Below are 18714 nucleotides of genomic sequence, written 5' to 3' on the forward strand. Positions count from 1 at the left end.
ATGACCGCGACCGCTTCCGGCCACCCGGGCCCGGCGCGTCTCACGCCGCGTGACGAACCGTCGTCTGCCGTACCGGACCTGGCGTCGCTGCAACAGCGCGCCGCCCAGCGGGCCGCCGAACGGGCCGGCGGGCGCGACCGGCTGCGCGGGCACATCGTCTGCGACGGCCTGGTGCGCATCTTCAAGACCGAGGGCGTCGAGGTCGTCGCGCTCCAGGGCCTCGACCTGGTCATCGACCGGGGCGAACTGGTCGCGATCGTCGGCGCGTCCGGCTCCGGCAAGTCGACGCTGCTGAACATCCTGTCCGGCCTGGACACCCCGACCGCGGGCATCGCCCGGGTCGCCGACTACGACCTGCTGTCGCTGTCGAACAAGCGGCGGCTCGCGTACCGGCGGGACGTGGTCGGGTTCATCTGGCAGCAGACCGGCCGCAACCTGCTGCCGTACCTGACCGCGCTGGAGAACGTGGAACTGCCGATGAAGCTGGCCGGGCGGGCCGGCGGCGGGCGCAAGCGGCGGGAACGGGCCCGTGAGCTGCTGGACATGGTGGGCGTCGGCTACTGCGCGGACCGCCGGCCGGGCCAGATGAGCGGCGGCGAGCAGCAGCGCTGCGCCGTCGCAGTAGCGGTCGCGAACGACCCGGAGATCCTCTTCGCCGACGAGCCGACCGGTGAGCTGGACGAGGCCACCGGCGCCGAGGTCTTCGCCGCGCTGCGCACCATCAACGCCGAACTGGGGGTCACCATCGTGGTGGTCACCCACGACCACGCCGTGGCCGGCCAGGTCCGCCGTACCGTCGCGATCCGCGACGGCCGGACCGCCTCCGAGGTACGCCGGACCGCGCGCGTCACCGCCGACGGCGGCACCGAGATGGTCAGCGAGGAGTACGCGGTGCTCGACCGCACCGGCCGGATGCAACTGCCGGCGCAGTTCGTGGAGGCGCTGTCCCTGCGCGACCGGGTCCGGCTCAACCTGGAACCCGACCACGTCGAGGTGCGCCCCGGCGACCGGGCGCACGGCGAGGAGAGTGAGTGATGACCGACCAGACAGTGGTGCTGCCGGCGGTGCCGGGGACGGCCGTCGACGACGTGGTCCGGGTCGAGGGGGTGAGCCGCACCTTCGGCAAGGGGGAGCACGCGGTGCACGCCGTGCGGGACGTCTCGTTCACTGCGGGACGCGGCGAGCTGCTCGCCGTCCGGGGCCGCTCCGGCGCCGGTAAGACCACGCTGCTGAACCTGGTCGGCGGCCTGGACCGGCCGGACGCCGGGCGGATCCGGGTGGCCGGGCACGACGTCACCGCCGCAGGTGAGCGGGAGCTGCTGTCGTTGCGCCGGGGCACCATCGGGTTCGTGTTCCAGACGTTCGGCCTGGTGCCGATCCTGTCCGCGGCGGAGAACGTCGGGGTGCCGCTGCGGCTGGCGAAGGTGCCGGCGGCCGAGCGGGAGCAGCGGGTGGCGGTGCTGCTGGAGCTGGTCGGGCTGGGTGGGCACGCGGCGCAGCGTCCGTACGAGCTGTCCGGCGGGCAGCAGCAGCGGGTGGCGGTGGCCCGGGCGCTGGCGAACGAGCCGGACCTGCTGATCGCCGACGAGCCCACCGGTCAGCTCGACTCCGAGACCGGGCGGTCGATCATGGACCTGCTGCGTGCGGTGGTGCACGCCCGGGGCATGACCGCGCTCGTCGCCACGCACGACCCGGCGCTGATCGAGCTGGCCGACCGTACGCTCACACTGCGCGACGGCCGGCTGGTGTCGGAGGACTGACCCCGGTGCCGGGCCGCGCGCCTTCGGGCGGCGGCCCGGCACCGGGTCAGAGCGCCAGCTTCATGCCCTCGTGGCTGGCCACGAAGCCCAGGTCGCGGTAGAACCGGTGCGCGTCGGCGCGCTGCTTGTCGGTGGTGAGCTGCACCAGCGCGCAGCCGTGCTCCCGGGCCCTGTCGATCGCCCAGCGCATCATCGTCCGGCCCAGACCGTGGCCGCGCCGGTCGGAGCGGACCCGCACCGACTCGATCAGGCAGCGTTCGGCGCCGTGCCGGCCCAGGCCCGGGATGTACGTGAGCTGGAAACAGCCCACCAGCTCCCCGCCGTCGTCGGCCACGATCAGGTGGTTGCGCGGGTCCGCGTCGAGGTCGGCGAAGGCCCGCTCGTACGCCTCGTCCACCTCGGGCAGGTCGCGAGTGCGGCCCAGCACGTCGTCGGCGAGCAGCGCGAGCACGGCGGGCAGGTCGGCGCGAACCGCCTCCCGGAAGATCACCTCGGTCACCGGGCCAGCCTGGCACAGCGCCGCGCGCCGGTGTCGCCCGGGCGGCGTCAGCCGTCGTCCAGCCAGCTGCGCAGCGCCCACCACCAGTGCACGGTCTCCGGCACCGTGCACCTGGCGCCCTCCTCGACCGGCGGCCCGCCGGTCAGCTCCCGCAGCCGCCGCAGCCGGTAGCGCACCGTGTTCGGGTGGACGTGCAGCTCGGCGGCGGTCTGGTCCAGCCGCTGGCCGTGGTGCAGCCAGGCGAGTGCGGTGCCCGCCAGCTCCCGGTGGAACTCGTCGGCCGGATCGAGCGCGCCGAGCAGCGTGCCGCGCAGCAGCTCGGCCAGCAGCGGCTGGGCGGCGAGCGCGGTCTCCCCGGCCAGGTCGGTGACCTGACGCAGCCCGCGCAGCCGCCGGTTCGCCGCCGTGGCGAGCGCCGCCAGGCAGAGCGCGTACATGTCCGGGGCCCGCGCCAGCGGCTGCGCGGGCGCCACCAGCGTCAGCAGGTCGGCTGGTACGGCGCCGGGCGGTCGCGGCAGCAGTCCGGCCAGCCGGTCCCCGACCGTGCCGAGCAGGCCGCCCCGTGCGGTGAGCTGCCGGTGCAGCGCGTACGCCCGGACCGGGTCGGGCGGCGCGGCGACCAGGCAGTGGTAGCGCCCGTCCGGCCGCAGCCCGAACCGGGTCAGCTCGGCCGGGGGCAGGCCCGCCGGGCCGTCGCGCAGCAGCCGCCGCAGCAGGTGCGCCCGGGCCGCCGCGCCGGTACGAGCCAGCTCCCGCTCGGCGCCGCGGTGCCCGTCGACCACCGCCCGCTCCACCGCCGCGGCGTACCGGCCGATGGTGAGCAGCCCTTCCAGCAGCACCTCGTCCGGGATGCCGGCGGCCCGTCCGTGCCGGACCACGAGCTCCACAGCGCGGTCCCGCCCGGCCTGCACTCCGCGCAGCAGACCGGCCACCGAGACGCCCTGCGCGGCCCGGTCCGCGCCCAGCCGGCGGGCCTCGGCGAAGTCGCGTCCGGCCGGGTCCTCACGGCGTTCCAGCGCGCCCAGGCCGCTCGTCAGCAGCAGCACGACCTGGCGGCGTACCTCGTCGGCCGGCAGCCGGGCCACCTCGGGGGAGTCCGCGCGGGCCGCCCGCGCCACCTCGTCGACGGCGGCCGGATCGGCGGACAGGTCGCGCAGCAGCGCGCCGAACGTCGGGGCCTGTCCGATCCGGGTCATCGGCGTCCGCCGCCCTCCGGTTGTCGACGCGGCACAACCGGGCCGCGCGGGCGTTGGCGTCGGATCCCTAGCCCCGGCGGGCGGCCGGTTGCTCTCCTGGTTGTTACCGCAAGGTAACACCGCTCGCGCCACTGAGAAACGTCGATGTCGTACCGGCTGCCAGGAGGCGTCCATGACACCCGTGCCACAGCACCCGTCCCGTATCCGCCGCCGCCGTGCCGGCCTGGCCGTGCTGGCCGCGCTCGCCCTGGTCGCGCCGGCACCGCTGGTGACCGCGCCCGCGCCGGCCGCCGCCGCGGCAGCGCTCCAGGAGGTGATGTTCGTCGGCAACAACTGGGACGGCACCGCCGACGTGATCCGGTCCCGCGGCGACTACGCCAGGCTCGGCCGGATCAACGTGATCCCGGACCGCGCCGCACGGCTGCGCGAGATCTACCTCAACCCGATCAAGCTGGCGTTCTTCCTCGGCATCCGGCAGGGCCCGGGGGAGGGCCACGACCAGCTCATCGACGACATGTACACCACGCCGGACGGCACCGCGCTCGTGGTGTCCCGGCCCAGCTTCGCCGACGTCGTCTCGATCGACCTGGCCACCGGTGCGCTGCGCTGGCGGTTCCCGGTCTCCGGCTACCGCGCCGACCACATGGCCGTCTCGCCCGACGGCACCCGCGTCGCGGTCTCCGCCTCCACCTCCAACACGGTGCACGTGCTGGACATCCGCACCGGCGCGCAACTCGGCTCTTTCGGCGCCGGCGACAAGCCGCACGAGAACATCTACACCGACGGCGGCACCCGGCTGTGGAACATGTCCATCGGCGAGGTCAACACCGACCTGGACGCGCCGTGGCTCGACTGGACCAAGGGCGACCGCCGGATCACCGTCGCCGACACCAGCACGTACCAGGTGGTCAAGGTGATCGACATGCGGGACCGGCTGGACGCCGCCGGCCGCCGGGACCTCTCCGACGCGGTCCGCCCCGCCGTGTTCACCCCCGACGGCAGCCGGCTCTACTTCCAGGTGTCCTTCTTCAACGGCGTCGTCGAGTACGACGTGGCCACCGACCGGGTCACCCGCGTCGCCACGCTGCCGAAGAACCCGGCCACCAGCGAGGACCGCACCACCTGGGTCAACGACTCCCGGCACCACGGCCTGTCGATGAGCCCCGACGGCACCCGGATCTGCGTCGCCGGCACCATGGACGACTACGCCACTGTGCTGGACCGGGCCACGCTGCGCGAGGGACCACTGGTGCCGGCGAGCAAGCCGTACTGGGCCACCGTCAGCGGGGACGGCCGGGACTGCGTGATCTCCGAATCCGGCGCCGACCAGGTCACCGCGATCAACTTCGCGACCGGGCAGAAGGTCGCGAGCGTCCCGGTCGGCGACCACCCCCAGCGGGTGCGCATCGGGCACATCGCAGAGGGCTGGACGCCCCCGGCCGCCGGCTGACCGGCGGCCCGGCCGGCGTCCGGACCCCGGCCGCCGGCCGCCGGCCGCACCGTCACCGGGCGGGGCAGCGCAGCCCCTCCCGGGGGACGGTGAGCGAGATCAGGTACGCGTCGACCGCAGCCGTCACGCACGACGTCTGCGGGTAGGCGGTGTGCCCCTCGCCCTCCCAGGTCAGCACCCGTCCCACGCCGAGCATCGACGCGAGCGCCGGCGTCTGCTCGTACGGCGTGGCCGGGTCACCGGTGGTGCCGACCACAAGGATCGGCGGGGCGCCGTTCGCCCGGCCGGTCGGGTACGGATCCCGCTCGCCGGGCCACTCCACGCAGCCCAGCATCCCCACCGCCAGGGCGGGACCGAACAGCGGGTACTTCTGCCGCCACTGCGACTGCAACGAGCGGACCTGCTCGCGGGACGGCTTCTCGGTCTCGTCGGCGCAGTTGACCGCCAGGTTGGCGTCGAACAGGTTCGAGTAGTGCCCGTCCGGCTCGCGGCCCGCGTACGAGTCGGCCAGCTTGAACACGCCGTCCGGGTCGCCGCCCTGCAGGTCGTCGATCGACCGGGCCAGCTCCTGCCAGCCCTGCTCGGTGTAGAGCGAGGAGATCACCGCGTAGAAGACCCAGCCGGCGGTGGCCTTGCGGCCGTCCTGCGCGCGGACCGGGGAGACCTTCGCCTTGGCGATCGCGTCGGTGACCGCGCCCCGGGCGTCCGGAGCGATCGGGCAGCGGCCGGCGTTCGCCGCGCACCAATCGGCGAAGTTGTCGAACGCCCGCTCGAAGCCCTTCGCCTGGCTCTCCGACCCGGCGATCAGCTTCTGCTGCGGGTCGACCGCGCCGTCGAGCACCAGGGCGCGCACCCGCTGCGGGTAGAGCTGCGCGTAGGTGGCGCCGAGCAGCGTGCCGTACGAGTAGCCGAGGTAGGTCAGCTTGTCGTCACCGACCGCCGCGCGGACCGCGTCCATGTCCCGAGCGGCCTGCTCGGTGCCGTAGAGCGGAAGCTGGTCGCCGTACTTCGCGCCGCACCGCTCGCCGATGCGCCGGTTGAGGCCGGCGTACCCGTCGAACGACGACTGGCTCTCCGGGTCGGGGTCGTAACCGAAGCTGGCGTCCAGGTCGGCGTCCGAGATGCACTTGACCGGGCTGGACCGGGCCACCCCGCGCGGGTCGAACCCGACGATGTCGAACCGGTCGGTGATCGCCGTCGGCAGGCCGCCGAACGCCGGGCCGAAGGACAGGTAGACGGCGGTGTCGACGCCGGACGCCCCGGGACCGCCCGGGTTGATGACCAGCGAGCCGATCCGGTCGCGCTGCTTGGTCGAGCGGGCCCGGATCAGCGCGATCTCGAACGTCTCGCCGGCGCCCGGCCCGGCGGTCGCGCCGGTGGTGGCCCCGGTGCCCCAGTTGCGCGGCACGGCGATCCGGGCGCAGTCGTAGCGCATGTCCGCCGCGCCCCGGCCGACCAGCTCGTCGGGCACCTCCGGGCAGGCCCGCCACTGCGGCGCGGTACCAGGCGGGGCGGCCTCGCCCTCGCTCTCGGCGCGCGGGGCGAACGCCGGCAGCGTGCAGCCGGCGGTGAGCACCACCGCCGCGACGAACGCGGCAAGGACGGGCCGGAACCGGCGGGTCCGGTCGGGGAAGCGGGTCACGCGGGCGCCCTCCATGATCGTGTCGACCGTCAGGCTACGCCCGGCCGCGGGTGTCACCGACCGTCGCCGCCGGATCGCCGCGCAGCACCTCGTCGACGTCGTAACGGATCGGGCGGTCGAGCTGGCCGTAGTCGCAGGAGCGGGGATCACGGTCGGGACGCCAGCGCACGAACCGGGCGGTGTGCCGCAGCCGGTCGCCCTCCATCGCGTCGTACGCCACCTCGACCACCAGCGCCGGGCGCAGCGGCTCCCACTCCAGGTTCTTGCCGCCGGTCCACCGGCTCACCCCGCCCGGGATGCGCTGACCCCGCTCGTGGTCGCCGTGTACCCACGGGTGCTCGCCGCCGGCGTCGCGGTAGGGCTCCAGTTCGTCGAGCAGCTCCTTGCGGCGGGCCATGGTGAACGAGGAGCTGACACCGATGTGGTGCAGCACGCCGTCGTCGTCGTAGAGGCCGAGCAGCAGCGAGCCGACCACCGGACCGGACTTGTGCCAGCGGAAACCCGCCACCACCGCGTCCATCGTGCGGGCGTGCTTGACCTTGAACATGAGCCGCTTGCCCGGCTCGTACGGCAGGTCGGCCGGCTTGACGATCAGCCCGTCCAGCCCGGCGCCCTCGAACACGTCGAACCAGCGGCGGGCCGTCTCCGGGTCGGTGGTCACCTGGGTCACGTGCACCGGCGGGCGCACCCCGGACAACGCCTGCTCCAGCCGCTCCCGCCGCTGCGGGTATGGCTGGTCGACGAGCAGCTCGTCGTCGATCGCCAGCAGGTCGAACGCGACGAAGTCGGCAGGCGTGGTCTCGGCCAGCAGCTTCACCCGGGAGGCGGCCGGATGGATACGCTGGGCCAGCAGCTCGAAGTCGAGCCGCGGCTGCCCACCCGGGCCGTCCCGCCGGATCACGATCAGCTCGCCGTCGACCGCGCACCGGGCCGGGAGCTGCCGGCGGGCCTGCTCGACCACCTCGGGGAAGTAGCGCGTCATCGACTTGCCGCCCCGGCTGGCCAGCTCGACCTCGTCGCCGTCGCGGAACACGATGCAGCGGAAGCCGTCCCACTTCGGCTCGTAGGTCAGGCCGTTATCGGTGGGCAACTCGGCCACGCTCTTGGCGAGCATCGGCTCGACCGGAGGGTTGATTGGCAGGTCCACGGCGACCAGTCAACCAGACCTCGCCGACAGTGGTGGCGCAGATCACCGCCGGTGGCCGGGCGGCGTGTCCCGTACCGGCCGCGTTCGTCACCGCCGCCCGAATGGTGAAACCGCAGGTCAGAGCTACCGTCGCGGCGTGCCGGAGTGGAGTTGCGGATGCTGCGGGCGCTGGCGGGTCAGCGTCGAGTTGATCCGTGGCCACTACCGCTACCGGCTGGCGCACCGCTACCCGCCCGAGCACGGCGGCGGCGTGAACGTCCTCGGCGAGGTCGGCTCGGTCACCGAGCTGGAACGCCTGCTGAAGCGCTACGCCCCGGTCACCCTGGCCGACCTCCACGAGGCCGCCTGACCCTCCGGCCGGCCCGGCGAACCGCCGATCTTGGAGTTGTGGCACCTCATAAATCTCGCCGAACGGACATCCTGGGCGCCGCAACTCCAAGATCGACGAGAGTGGGCGAGCGGGCGGGCGGGCGGCGTGGGAGGAGGGCGCGGGCATAGCCTTGGGGGACCGTCCACGGGGGAGGAACGCCGATGCGGTTCGTGGAGTCCGTCGAGATCGCCGCCGACGTCGAGCGGGTCTGGGAGGTGCAGAGCGACGTCGAACGCTGGCCGGAGTGGACGCCGTCCGTCACCGCCGCCCGCCGGCTCGAACCCGGTCCGCTGGCGCTCGGCTCGACCGCCCGGCTGGAGCAGCCGCGCCTGCGTCCGGCGGTGTGGCGGGTCACCGCGATCGAGCCGCCGTACTCGTTCGTGTGGGAGTCGGCGAGCCCCGGCGTGCGCACCCGGGGTGAGCACCGGCTGATCCCGCTGGAGGGCGGGCGCACCCGGGCCGAGCTGATCCTGGTGCAGACCGGGCCGCTGGCCTGGCTGGTCGGACTGCTCGGCGGCTCCACCATGCGCCGCTACCTGCGGCAGGAGGCGGACGGTCTCAGGCGCCGTTGTGAGCGGAACTGACCGAGGCGGACGGTCTCAGGCGCCGCCGAGAGGCCCGCTGACCCGGGCCGGAGCGTCCGCTCAGGCTTCGTCGGGAGACCCGGGGGCGGTCTTCTCCAGCACGGCGAGGCGGTTGCCGTTCTCGTCCGGCCGGTGCGCCACCACCCGGTAGCCGCGGCCCGCGTACAGGGACAGGTTCGCCGCGCTGTCCGCGCCGGTGAACAGCGCGAACCGGGTCACCCGGCCGGCGCAGGCGTGCTCGACGGCGTCCAGCAGCCGCCCGCCGACGCCCCGGCCCTGCTGGTCGGGGGCGACCGAGAGCCGGCCCACGTGTGCGGTGCCGCCGTCGAGGCGGGCGCGTACCGAGCCGACCAGGCGGGTGCCGCGCCGGGCGGCGAGCACCACGTCCGGCCCGGTCAGCGCCGTCCGTACCTCGTCCAGCGTCTCGGTCAGCGGCGGCAGGAACACGTCGCGGTAGCGCTGCGCCTCCACCAGGTACGCGGCACGCTGCACGGTGAGGATCTCCCCGGCGTCGTCGGGGCCGGCGGGGGCGATGGTCACGTCGGTCACCGGCTCAGCTCACCACAGCGCTCCCGGGCGGCCGTACGCTGGCGGGGGGTGTTCCCATGAGCGTGGAGGTGAGCGGCGTGCCGGAGCTGACGTACCCGGAGGTGGGCGCGACCCGCGACGGCGGCCTGCCGGCCGGTTACCACCACCTGCGCCACCGGGTCCGGCTGCCGGACGGCGGTTTCCCGCTGGCGGCGGACGCGGTGCTGGGCTGGCGGTTGCACCGCGCCGCAGGCGTCGTCATGCGCGCGGACGCGCCGCGCGCGGCCCTCGGGGTACGGGTCACGCCGGGGCTCGGCGTCGGCCCGGTGCGGTTGTGGGGCCCGACCGAGGTGGTGTGGACGGTGGACGAGCCGGACCGGGCCGGGTTCGGCTACGGCACGCTGCCCGGGCATCCGGAGGTCGGTGAGGAGGCGTTCCTGGTGACCCGGGGCGCCGACGGCGTCTGGTTCGAGGTGACCGCGTTCAGCCGCCCGGCGCACTGGTACGTGCGAGCCGGCGGGCCGGTCGTGCTGGGCTTCCAGCGGGCGTACGCCTGGTGGCTGGGGCGGACGCTGCGGCGGCTGTGCCGGCGGCGCTGAGCGGTCAGTAGCGGGCGAAGGAGCGGATCGGGGCGCGCGGGCCGTACTTCGGCGCCTGGACGCCCGCCGCCTCCAGCAGCACGCACACCCGGCCGCGGTGCCCCCGGAACGGCTCCAGCAACGCCAGCATCCGGGCGTCGTCGCCGCGCGGCTCCCCGGCCAGCGCCCACGCCACGGTGTTCGGCACGTGGTAGTCGCCGACGCTCACCGCGTCCGGGTCCCCGTACGCGATGCGCACCACCTCGGCGGCGGTCCACGGCCCGATGCCGGGGATCGCGGTGAGCCGCCGGGTGGCCTCGGCCGAGTCGGCGCAGCGTTCCAGCCGGTCCGCGACGGCCGCCGCGCGGCGCAGCGTGTCGGCGCGCCGCTGCTCGACCCCGAACGGGTGGAACACCCAGTACGGCGTGGCCGCCACCGCGGCGGGCTCCGGCGGCAGCAGCAGGGGTTGCAGCGGGCCGGGGGCGGGCTCGCGGAAGTGCCGCACGGTGGCGGCGTACGCCCGGTACGCCTCCTTGCCGGTGACCTTCTGCTCGAAGACGGCCCGCAGCAGCCGGGGGAAGATCTGGCCGGTGGCCGGCATCCGCAGCCCGTGGTGCGTGTGCGCGAGGCGGGCCACCAGCGGATGCGTGGCGGCGAGCGCGGCGAACCCGGTCAGGTCGTCGCACAGCCCGGCGATCTGGTCGGCCCGCTCGACGACCCAGCCGGCGCCGGGGCCGTACCCCTCGGCGGTCAGCTCGCCGGCCTCCGGGCGCAGCGCCAGCGTGGCCGGGCCGTCCGGGGTGCGGGTGGCCCACCAGAACGTGCCGGCGGCGATCCGCGCGCACGGGTCGTACGGGCTGAACGTGAGCGCCCGCACCGACGGGGCCAGCCGGTAGCCGGCCGGCGGGCGCAGCGTACGGCGGGCGTCGGGCGAGGTCACCAGGCCACTCTGCCACGCGGCCCGGCCGTGACGCCGGGCACGCCCGCGTGCCGGGAGGCGGGCCGATGCCGGTGCGGCCCGCCTCCCGGGGTTCGCGACGGTGACCGGCCGCGCCCTCCCCGGCGGCGACCGGTCACCGTGTCCTGGTGCGTCAGTACGAGTAGTCCGAGCCGCCGGAGCTGTCCGAGCTGCCCGCCGCGGGCGGCGCGACCGGCTTGGGCGTGCCGGTCGGCAGGCAGGTCAGGTTCTTCTTGCCGTTCGGGTCGACCACGAACCAGGTGCCGCCGACGCCCTGGCCCTTCCACTGGCCCGGCTTCTTGTCGCCGATGTAGCGGTAGACCGGCCAGCCGCCGATGGTGAGCTGCCGGGTGCCGTCCTGGCGGGTGATGGTGCCGACCTTGTCGTCGGAGACGCCCTGCAGCTTCGGGTTGCCGTCGGTGAGCGACGGCGGCCAGACCTCGGCGCACTTGTCCACGCAGTTGGACTGCGGCGGGTCGTCGGAGTCCTTGTCGAACCGGTACAGCACCCAGCCGTCCTGGTCGGTGACGACGCGGCCCATCCGGGGCAGCTTCTTGCCGACCAGCTCGTCGGTGATCTTCACGTTGGCCGGGGGCGCCTTGTCCGCGACCGGCTCCTCCTCGGGAGCCGCCGACGCCTCCGGTTCGGCCGCCGCGGTGGGTTCGGCCGCGGCGACGGCGACCGGCTCGGCCGCGCCCGAGTTCGCCCCGTTGTAGCCCGCTGGGGCGCAGGCCGTAAGTGCGACCATCGCGCTCGCGACGATGACGGTCGTCCGCTTGTGGTATGCCACGTGCCCTCCTCGTTCTTGGCAGTTCGCCGAGTAGTACGGGCGCGGCACTGTCAAGGTTGAACCGGCAACGGTGGCACATTTCACAGTGGACGGATTGAACCGATGGGCGTCCCGCTGCGTGCGTCAGCACGAGGGGGCCCGTCGGCCCGGACACGACACGACGGCGCCGGGTGGCCCAGCCACCCGGCGCCGTCGGCACCACCGATCAGATGTCGTCCACCGTCACCAGCGGACTCGCCACCCCGTTCGCGTCGACCGACTGCACCTGGAGCTTGTCGATGTCGCGCACCGGGGCCGAGGTGGACGCGCTCAGCTCCAGCGGAAGCTGGTTCTGGTTCGTCCCGTAGCCGCCGACCGGCACCGACCAGGTGGAGATCACCTCGCTCGTGGCGTTCTTGCGGACCACCACCAGCCGGCACGTGCGCGGCCCCGGCAGGCGGCTGAGCTGCACCAGGATCTGCGTGCCGTACTCCTTGCGGGCCAGCCACATCGTGGTCTGCACGCCGGTACCCGGGTCGGTCGCGTTGTGCTGGTCGCCCTCGATGTCCTCTTTCCCGCCGACGCCCGGGTCGTTCGGGTTGCCCGGCTCGCCGCTCGGCGCCACGCTCGGCGCGGCCTGCGTCGGCCCGGCCTGCGGCGTCGCCGGATCGTCGCCGAGCATCCCGGCCGCCGCCGCGCTCGCGCCGCCGAACACCACCACGGCCGCCGCTGTCGCCAGCAACTGCCGCACCCGGGTACGACGGCGGTCCCGCCGTACCGCCACCAGCGTCCGGTCCAGCAGCGCCGGATCGGTGTGCGTCTGCTCCAGCGCGGCCATCGCCTCGCCGTCGATGCCGGAGAGCAGCCCCACCACCGGGACCATCGTCTCCAGTTCCGCAGCGCAGGCCCAGCAGGTGGCCAGATGCTCCTCGAACCGCTCCGCGTCCTGCGCGTCGAGCACGCCGAGCGCGTACGCGGCGACGTCCATGTGATCGGCCCGGCTCATTCGGTCACCCCCCTCTCCTGCAGAGCCGTGCGCAGCGCGCGCAGCGCGTAGTAGACCCGCGACTTGGCGGTACCCAGCGGAAGCCCCAGCTCCTCGGCCGCCTCCGGCACGGTGCGTCCCCGGAAGTACGTCGCCACCAGGATCTCCCGGTGCGACTGGCTCAGCGTACGCAGCGCGTCCGCGACGGTCATCGTGCGCAGCACCCGGTCGGTGCTGTCCGACTCGGCGAACATGGTCAGATCCCGGTCGTACGTCTCGGGCGGGCGGGCCTGCTCGCTGCGGTGCTCGTCGATGGCGATCCGCCGGGCCACGGTGACGAGCCAGGGACGCAGCGAGCCCTGGCCCTGCACGCCGAGCCGGTGCGCGTTGCGCCAGGCCCGCAGCAGCGTCTCCTGCACGATGTCCTCGGCGCGCTGCCGGTCCCCGCCGGTCAGCCGCATGACGAACATCAGCAGCGGGCCGGCGTGCTCGGCGTACAGCAGGCGGATCAGCTGGTCGGAGTGGCTGGCCTCGGCGGAGGTCGCCTGGTGGCGTCCGGGAGCGGGTCGCGGCGGCACCGAGTCATTCTGGCGATCGGCGGACCGGGCGTCGACCCCCCGGCCCGAACGCGAGGCGCGCGAGTGTGGTTGTGCCCGGGCGAACATCCACTCGGGCCGCGCCACTTCGCCGTGCCAGCCGGCCGCCACCGCATGCATGCAGACCTCCGCTGTCCAATGACATCAGCCGGCCCCCCACGGGCATGGCCGCCCGGTGGTACGCAGCGATCAGCGGATCGGATCAACGTTTGACGGAAAAAATTCCCGGCGGCGGGGGAGTGGAGTCGACGGCGTCCGCGTCGTGCACCACCGCCGCGCCGCCGGTGAACCGGTCCAGCTCGGCACCAGCGAGCACCCGGCCGGGGAACCAGTCGCCCGCCGCCCGCCGGGTCAGCTCCGGCACCGGCGGCTCCACCCGGGACGCCACCAGCACCAGGTTGCCGTAGCGCCGGCCGCGCAGCACCGCCGCGTCACCGACCAGGCAGGCCCGGGGCAGCACGGTCCGCACCGTCGCGACCTGCGCGCGGGCGTGGCGCAGCGGCGGGCCGTCGGCCACGTTCGCCAGGTAGCTGCCGCCGGGCGCGAGCACCCGGGCCACCTCGGCGGCGTACTCCACCGAGGTCAGGTGCGCGGGGGTACGGGCGCCGGCGAACACGTCGGCCACGATCACGTCGTACGCGCCGTCCCGGCTCGACGTCAGCGTCGCCCGCGCGTCGGCCACCCGCACCTTCAGGCGCGGATCCGACGGCCAGGGCAGCTCGCGGCGGACCAGCTCCACCAGCGCGCCGTCCACCTCGGACACCCGCTGCGTCGAACCGGGCCGGGTGGCCTGCACGTAGCGGGGCAGGGTCAGCGCGCCGCCACCCAGGTGCAGCACCCGCAGCGGCGTCCCGGCCGGCGCCACCAGGTCCAGCGCGGCAGCGAGCCGCCGGACGTACTCGAACTCCAGGTGCGACGGGTCGGTCAGGTCCACATGCGACTGCGGCGCGCCGTCGAGCAGCAGCGTCCAGGAGCCCGGACGGTCGGCGTCCGGCACCAGCTCGGCCCGGCCCGTGTCGACGTCGGCCACCACCCGGTCGGAGTCGCGTCGCCGGCCCATCAGCGCCGCATCCCGCGCGCCGCGGCGGTGAGCACCCGGTGCAGCAGCCGCGCGTCGCCGAGCATCCCGCGCAGCCGGCGTTCCAGCCCGGCGATCGGCACCAGGTTCTGCGGGGCGCGCGGGTCCTTGTACGGGGTGGATGCGAACCGGGGCAGCGTCACCAGCGACAGGTCGGCCAGCGCGATCGCCTCCGGCACGGTCAGGTCGGCGGAGCACTCCACCCGCACGATGCCCGCCCAGGGCGCGCCGGCGCGCACCGGCAGCCGCAGATACCACGACCAGCCGCCCCACGCCGTGCCCAGCCGGAACACCGGGCACCGCTCGCCCGGCGCCAGCCCGGTCACCACAGCGGTGAGCCGGGCGTCCAGGTACTGGCTGTGCTGCGTCTTGATGTACCCGAGCGTGCGCGGCAGGTTGCGCCGGCTGCGCAGCGGGCCGTCCACCACCAGCAGGTCACCGTCGGTGCGTACCGCGTCGGAGACGGCCACCTCCAGCGCGGTCAGCGGCGCCTGCACCGCCGCCGGCAGCTTGCTCAGCTCACCGGTGCCGCTGACCCGGTGCACCGGGTAGCGGACCGTCCCGGCCACCACGTCCTGCGCCGACGGGCTCGCCGTGAACAGGCCACGCCCCACCCGGGCACCGGCCATCGCGGCGGCGCCCCGGTCCAGGTCGCAGCGCACCACACCGGCCGCGTACGAGGCGGCGATGCCGGGGAACGAGCCGCCGTCCTCCTCGGCCGTCCAGACGCTGGCGTCGATCCGGCGTACCCCGTCGACCAGCAGCACCACGTCCGGCGCCCGCACGCCCGCGCGGGGGCCGATCGCCCGCCAGTCGGTGGCCGGCAGTTCGACGTCGGCGTCGACCTGGGCGCTGCTCGGCGCGGCCGGCCCGGACCCGCCCGCCGCCTCGAACGACGCCCCGTACGACGGATCCCAGGCGTCGACGAAGAACGCCGGGGACTGTGACGTCACAGGCCGGTCCGTTCCACGCGGGCCGTCCGCGCGTCCTTGCGGACCTCGAACCGGACCGGGATGCGCTCGGCCAGCGCCGGCACGTGGGTGACCACGCCGACCATCCGGTCGCCCCGGGCGGCCAGGTTCTCCAGCGTCGCCGCGACCGTGTCCAGCGTCGCCGCGTCGAGCGTGCCGAAACCCTCGTCCAGGACGATCGACTCCAGGCTCGCGGCGGTGGTGGACATGCCGGCGAGCTGCTCGGACAGTGCCAGCGCCAGCGCCAGCGACGCCTGGAACGTCTCCCCGCCGGACAGCGTGCGCACCCCGCGCCGCAGCCCGGCGTCGTGGTGGTCGACCACGAAGAACTCACCCTTGTCGTGCACCAGGTCGTACTGCCCGCCGGACAGCTCCCGCAGGATCCCCGACGCGCCGTCGACCAGCAGGTCGAGTGCCTCGGTGAGCAGCCAGCGCTCGAAGTTGTTGGCCCGCAGGTGCGAGGCGAGCGCCCGCGCCACCCGCGCCTCGTGCTCGTGCCCGGCCCGTTGTTCCCGCAGCTCGGCGGCCTGCTCGCGGCGCTCGTCGAGCCGGCGCAACTCCGCCTCGGCCCGCTCCACCGCCACCGCCACGTCGCGCGACGCGTCCTGCGGTGCGTCCAGCCCGGCCGCGGTGAACAACGCGGCGATCCCGTCGGCGACCTCGGCCGCGGCCCGCTGCGCCGCCTCCACCGAGTCGGCCAGCCCGTCGCGGTCCGCGCGCCGTGCCTGCGCCTGCTCGCCCGCCCAGCCGGCCAGCGCCGCCCACGCCGCCGCCACGTCGTCCCGGTCGGCGGCCGGTGGTCCGAAGCGGGCCAGGCCGTCGCGTACCGCGTCGAAGTCACGCCAGGCCCGGCGCAGCCGCTCCTGCGCGGCGTCGAGTGCGCCCCGCGCCCGCCGGGCCGCCTCCCGGCCGGCCCGCACCGCGCCGGCCGCCTCCTCCAGCGCGGTCCGCAGCCGCGCGTGCTCGGCCAGCGACTCGCGCAGCCGCTCCGGCGCCGGCGCGTCCGCGAGCTGCTCGTCCAGCTCGGCCAGGCGCGCGCCGAGCTGGTCGTGCTGGGTCCGGGCGCGCAGCAGCACCCGGTCGGAGTCACGGGCCGCGGTGTCGCGTTCCTGCACCACCCGCTTGGCCGCCTCGCTCGCCGCCCGCGCGGCCTTGCCCGCCTCGATCGCCCGGCTCACCGCGGAACCCTTCGGCACCGTCGGCACCGTGGTGACCGTCTGCTCGCACACCGGGCACGGCGCGCCGCCGACCAGGTGCGCCCGCAGCGCCACCGCCTGGTCGGCGGCCTTCGCGTCCTCGTGCGCGCGGAACGCCGACTCCAGCTCCGTCTCGGCCCGCTGCGCGTCCGCCCGCGCCGCCGCCAGCGCCGCCACCGCCGCGTCGTGCTCGGTCCGCGCCGCGTCCACCGCCGCGCGGACCGTCGCCGCCTCCGCGGTCAGCCGGTCCCGGTCCGCGTACGCCTTCAGGTGCAGCCGCAGCGCGCTCTCGTCACCGGCGGCGGCCAGCTCCCCGCGTAGCTTCTCCTCGCGCTCCTCGGCCAGCCCGACCGCGGCCGTCGCCTCGTCGGCGGCGACCCGGGCCTGCGCCACCGCCCGCGCCAGCTCGGCGGTGCCGTCCGGCGGCCGCACCCCGGCCAGCACACCCAGTTCGGCGTCGAGGGCGGCAAGCGCCGCGGCCCGCTCACCCGCCGTCGCACGGGCCCGCTCCCATTCGGGTACGGCGGCAGCGACCGCTGCGGCCAGTTCCCGCATCGCGTCCACCCGCTCCCGGGCGGCGGTCAAACTCTCGTCGTCGACGTCGGCGAGCCCGCCGAGCATCTTGTCGACGGTCTCCAGCTTCGCCTCGGCCTGCCCGGCCCGCTCGACCGCCTTCTTCTGCACCGACTCGTAGACGCCCAGCCCGAGCAGGTTCACCAGGATCTGCTGGCGGGTGGCCGGCTTGGCGTGCAGGAAGTCCGCGAACTGCCCCTGCGGCAGCACCACGCACGAGGTGAACTGCTCGTACGGCAGCCCCACCGCGTCCAGCACCGCCTGTTCCATCTCGGCCGGGGTGCCCGCCACCACCTCGCCCAGATCCTCCGGGCTGAGCCCGGTGTCGAGCTTGGTGACGTCGAAGCCCGGCGGCATGAGCTGCAGACCGGCGTTGGCCGTCTTCACCGTGCCCCGGCCGTCGCGGCGGACCACCCGGGTCGCCACGTAGCGGTCCCCGGCGGACTCGAAGACCAGCCGGACCCGCGCCTCGGTCGCCGACGGCGCCAGCGCGTTCGCCAGCCCTCGGGCGCCGCCCCAGCGCGGCACCGTGCCGTAGAGCGCGAAGCAGATCGCGTCGAGCACCGTCGACTTGCCCGAACCGGTCGGCCCGACCAGCGCGAAGAAGTCCGCGTCGGTGAAGTCGACAGTCGTCTCGTCGCGGAACACCGTGAACCCGGCCATGTCCAGTCGCATCGGCCGCATCAGTGCTCCACCTCCTCGAGCAGCTCGTCGAAGAGTTCCCGGACACCCTCGTCGGCGTGCCCGCGGCTGTCCAGGTAGTCGCCGAACAACTCGCCCGGCGACCGGCCGGCCCGCTGAGCCGTCCGCGTCCCGCTGCCCGGCGCGGGCACCAGCTCCGGGTCGATCCGGATCTCCAGCGCCCGGGGCAGCAGCTCCTGCACCTCCTCGCGCAGCCCGGCCCGGGGCTGCTCCCGGACGTAGACGCGCAGCCAGCCCTCCGGCGCCTCGATCTCGGCGAGCTGCGCGAGGGTGCCGCGTACCGTGCGCAGCGGCACCGCGCCCGGCACCGGCACCTCGCGGATGCGGGCGGCGGTGGTGGCGGTGACCTCCACGATCGTCACCGAGCAGATGTTCTCCTGCTCGCCGAAGTCGACGGCGAGCGGACTGCCGCTGTAGCGGATCGGGCACGGGCCGATGACCCGCTGCGAGCGGTGCAGGTGACCCAGCGCCACGTAGTGCGCGTTGCCGGGGAAGACTGTCGCCGGTACGGCGTATCCGAGCACCGTGTGCGCGTCCCGCTCGCCGCCGCCGGTGCTCGCCCCGACCACAGTCAGGTGCGCCGTGACCAGGTGCACGCGGTCCGGCTCGGTGAACCCCTCGGCGAGGCGGTCCAGCACCCGGCCCAGGTGGTCGGCGTACGTCTGGTTCGCCTCGGCCGGGGTGAGCGTGTACATCTCGACCGCGCGCACCGCGTACCGCTGGGACAGGAACGGCAGCGCGGCGAGCCGCCAGCGCTCCCCACCGGCGGTGACCCCGTCGACGACGTGCTCGTCCGGGTTCTCCCGGACGCTGCCGCGCAGCGTGATCCCGGCCGCCTCGGCCCACGGGCGCAGTGCGTCCAGCGCCGCGCCGTTGTCGTGGTTGCCGCCGATCGCCACCACGTCGGCGCCGGTACGCCGCAGCGCGGTGAGCGCCCGGGTGACCAGCCGGGTCGCCTCCGGGGTCGGCGCGGCGGTGTCGTACAGGTCACCGGCGACGATCACCAGGTCCGGCTGCTCACGCTGGGCGATCTCGATCACCTGGGCGAGGACCTGCTTGTGCTCCTCCGCCCGGGACTGCCCCTTGAGGACCTTGCCGACGTGCCAGTCCGAGGTGTGCAGGATCTTCATCT

General features: G+C 74.9%; 19 protein-coding genes. 6 read left to right on the forward strand and 13 right to left on the reverse strand.

Annotated features, from left to right (window positions below):
* A complete protein-coding gene (locus tag CLT75_RS00560) occupies window positions 1-1035 on the forward strand; it encodes an ABC transporter ATP-binding protein (protein ID WP_013284833.1) in 1035 nt (344 codons plus the stop codon).
* Window positions 1035-1760: an ABC transporter ATP-binding protein gene (locus tag CLT75_RS00565; RefSeq protein WP_135238978.1), complete on the forward strand. Its 726-nt coding sequence runs from the start codon at window positions 1035-1037 to the stop codon at window positions 1758-1760. Before CLT75_RS00560 ends, CLT75_RS00565 begins: the two co-directional genes overlap by 1 nt.
* Window positions 1761-1806: 46 nt before the next feature.
* On the opposite strand, the gene CLT75_RS00570 is transcribed toward CLT75_RS00565, so the two are convergent.
* The gene (locus CLT75_RS00570; protein WP_071096201.1) at window positions 1807-2259 is read right to left on the reverse strand and encodes a GNAT family N-acetyltransferase; all 453 of its coding nucleotides are present in this window, start codon (window positions 2257-2259) and stop codon (window positions 1807-1809) included.
* Between the two features lie 47 nt (window positions 2260-2306).
* Window positions 2307-3455 (reverse strand): RsbRD N-terminal domain-containing protein, encoded by a 1149-nt coding sequence (locus CLT75_RS00575; protein WP_135238979.1) that lies wholly within the window; start codon window positions 3453-3455, stop codon window positions 2307-2309.
* A 172-nt stretch (window positions 3456-3627) separates the two neighbouring features.
* Here CLT75_RS00575 and CLT75_RS00580 point away from each other — a divergent pair, with 172 nt between their 5' ends.
* The gene (locus CLT75_RS00580; protein ID WP_135238980.1) at window positions 3628-4905 is read left to right on the forward strand and encodes a beta-propeller fold lactonase family protein; all 1278 of its coding nucleotides are present in this window, start codon (window positions 3628-3630) and stop codon (window positions 4903-4905) included.
* A 52-nt stretch (window positions 4906-4957) separates the two neighbouring features.
* Here CLT75_RS00580 and CLT75_RS00585 read toward each other — a convergent pair whose 3' ends face one another.
* Window positions 4958-6547: an alpha/beta hydrolase gene (locus CLT75_RS00585; protein ID WP_135238981.1), complete on the reverse strand. Its 1590-nt coding sequence runs from the start codon at window positions 6545-6547 to the stop codon at window positions 4958-4960.
* Window positions 6548-6581: 34 nt separating this feature from the next.
* Window positions 6582-7694 (reverse strand): ATP-dependent DNA ligase, encoded by a 1113-nt coding sequence (locus CLT75_RS00590; RefSeq protein WP_135238982.1) that lies wholly within the window; start codon window positions 7692-7694, stop codon window positions 6582-6584.
* Between the two features lie 136 nt (window positions 7695-7830).
* Here CLT75_RS00590 and CLT75_RS00595 point away from each other — a divergent pair, with 136 nt between their 5' ends.
* Complete coding sequence (locus CLT75_RS00595) at window positions 7831-8043, forward strand: hypothetical protein (protein ID WP_135238983.1); 213 nt, start codon at window positions 7831-7833, stop codon at window positions 8041-8043.
* 182 nt (window positions 8044-8225) lie between these two features.
* The gene (locus CLT75_RS00600; protein ID WP_135238984.1) at window positions 8226-8648 is read left to right on the forward strand and encodes an SRPBCC family protein; all 423 of its coding nucleotides are present in this window, start codon (window positions 8226-8228) and stop codon (window positions 8646-8648) included.
* 60 nt (window positions 8649-8708) lie between these two features.
* Here the strand turns inward: CLT75_RS00600 and CLT75_RS00605 are convergent, their stop codons facing one another.
* Complete coding sequence (locus tag CLT75_RS00605; RefSeq protein ID WP_135238985.1) at window positions 8709-9197, reverse strand: GNAT family N-acetyltransferase; 489 nt, start codon at window positions 9195-9197, stop codon at window positions 8709-8711.
* 56 nt (window positions 9198-9253) lie between these two features.
* Here CLT75_RS00605 and CLT75_RS00610 point away from each other — a divergent pair, with 56 nt between their 5' ends.
* Complete coding sequence (locus CLT75_RS00610; protein ID WP_135238986.1) at window positions 9254-9775, forward strand: DUF1990 domain-containing protein; 522 nt, start codon at window positions 9254-9256, stop codon at window positions 9773-9775.
* A gap of 4 nt (window positions 9776-9779) precedes the next feature.
* On the opposite strand, the gene CLT75_RS00615 is transcribed toward CLT75_RS00610, so the two are convergent.
* The 8 genes from CLT75_RS00615 to CLT75_RS00650 form a co-directional block, all read right to left on the reverse strand.
* Window positions 9780-10694 (reverse strand): DNA glycosylase family protein, encoded by a 915-nt coding sequence (locus CLT75_RS00615; RefSeq protein WP_135238987.1) that lies wholly within the window; start codon window positions 10692-10694, stop codon window positions 9780-9782.
* Between the two features lie 151 nt (window positions 10695-10845).
* Window positions 10846-11502 carry a COG4315 family predicted lipoprotein gene (locus tag CLT75_RS00620; protein WP_135238988.1) on the reverse strand — a complete coding sequence of 219 codons (657 nt, stop codon included), beginning with the start codon at window positions 11500-11502 and terminating at the stop codon, window positions 10846-10848.
* A 205-nt stretch (window positions 11503-11707) separates the two neighbouring features.
* The gene (locus tag CLT75_RS00625) at window positions 11708-12487 is read right to left on the reverse strand and encodes a zf-HC2 domain-containing protein (protein WP_135238989.1); all 780 of its coding nucleotides are present in this window, start codon (window positions 12485-12487) and stop codon (window positions 11708-11710) included.
* Window positions 12484-13182 carry a sigma-70 family RNA polymerase sigma factor gene (locus CLT75_RS00630; RefSeq protein WP_135238990.1) on the reverse strand — a complete coding sequence of 233 codons (699 nt, stop codon included), beginning with the start codon at window positions 13180-13182 and terminating at the stop codon, window positions 12484-12486. The genes CLT75_RS00625 and CLT75_RS00630 overlap by 4 nt, the downstream gene beginning before the upstream one ends.
* Window positions 13183-13264: 82 nt before the next feature.
* Window positions 13265-14122 (reverse strand): fused MFS/spermidine synthase, encoded by an 858-nt coding sequence (locus CLT75_RS00635; RefSeq protein ID WP_135238991.1) that lies wholly within the window; start codon window positions 14120-14122, stop codon window positions 13265-13267.
* Window positions 14122-15093 carry a hypothetical protein gene (locus CLT75_RS00640; RefSeq protein ID WP_135238992.1) on the reverse strand — a complete coding sequence of 324 codons (972 nt, stop codon included), beginning with the start codon at window positions 15091-15093 and terminating at the stop codon, window positions 14122-14124. Before CLT75_RS00640 ends, CLT75_RS00635 begins: the two co-directional genes overlap by 1 nt.
* Window positions 15090-17564, reverse strand: coding sequence for an AAA family ATPase (locus tag CLT75_RS00645; protein ID WP_135238993.1), 2475 nt, complete (start codon window positions 17562-17564; stop codon window positions 15090-15092). Before CLT75_RS00645 ends, CLT75_RS00640 begins: the two co-directional genes overlap by 4 nt.
* Window positions 17564-18712: a metallophosphoesterase family protein gene (locus CLT75_RS00650; protein WP_135238994.1), complete on the reverse strand. Its 1149-nt coding sequence runs from the start codon at window positions 18710-18712 to the stop codon at window positions 17564-17566. Before CLT75_RS00650 ends, CLT75_RS00645 begins: the two co-directional genes overlap by 1 nt.
* Window positions 18713-18714 lie beyond the last annotated feature (2 nt).

The sequence above is a fragment of the Micromonospora sp. CNZ285 genome, assembly GCF_004637285.1.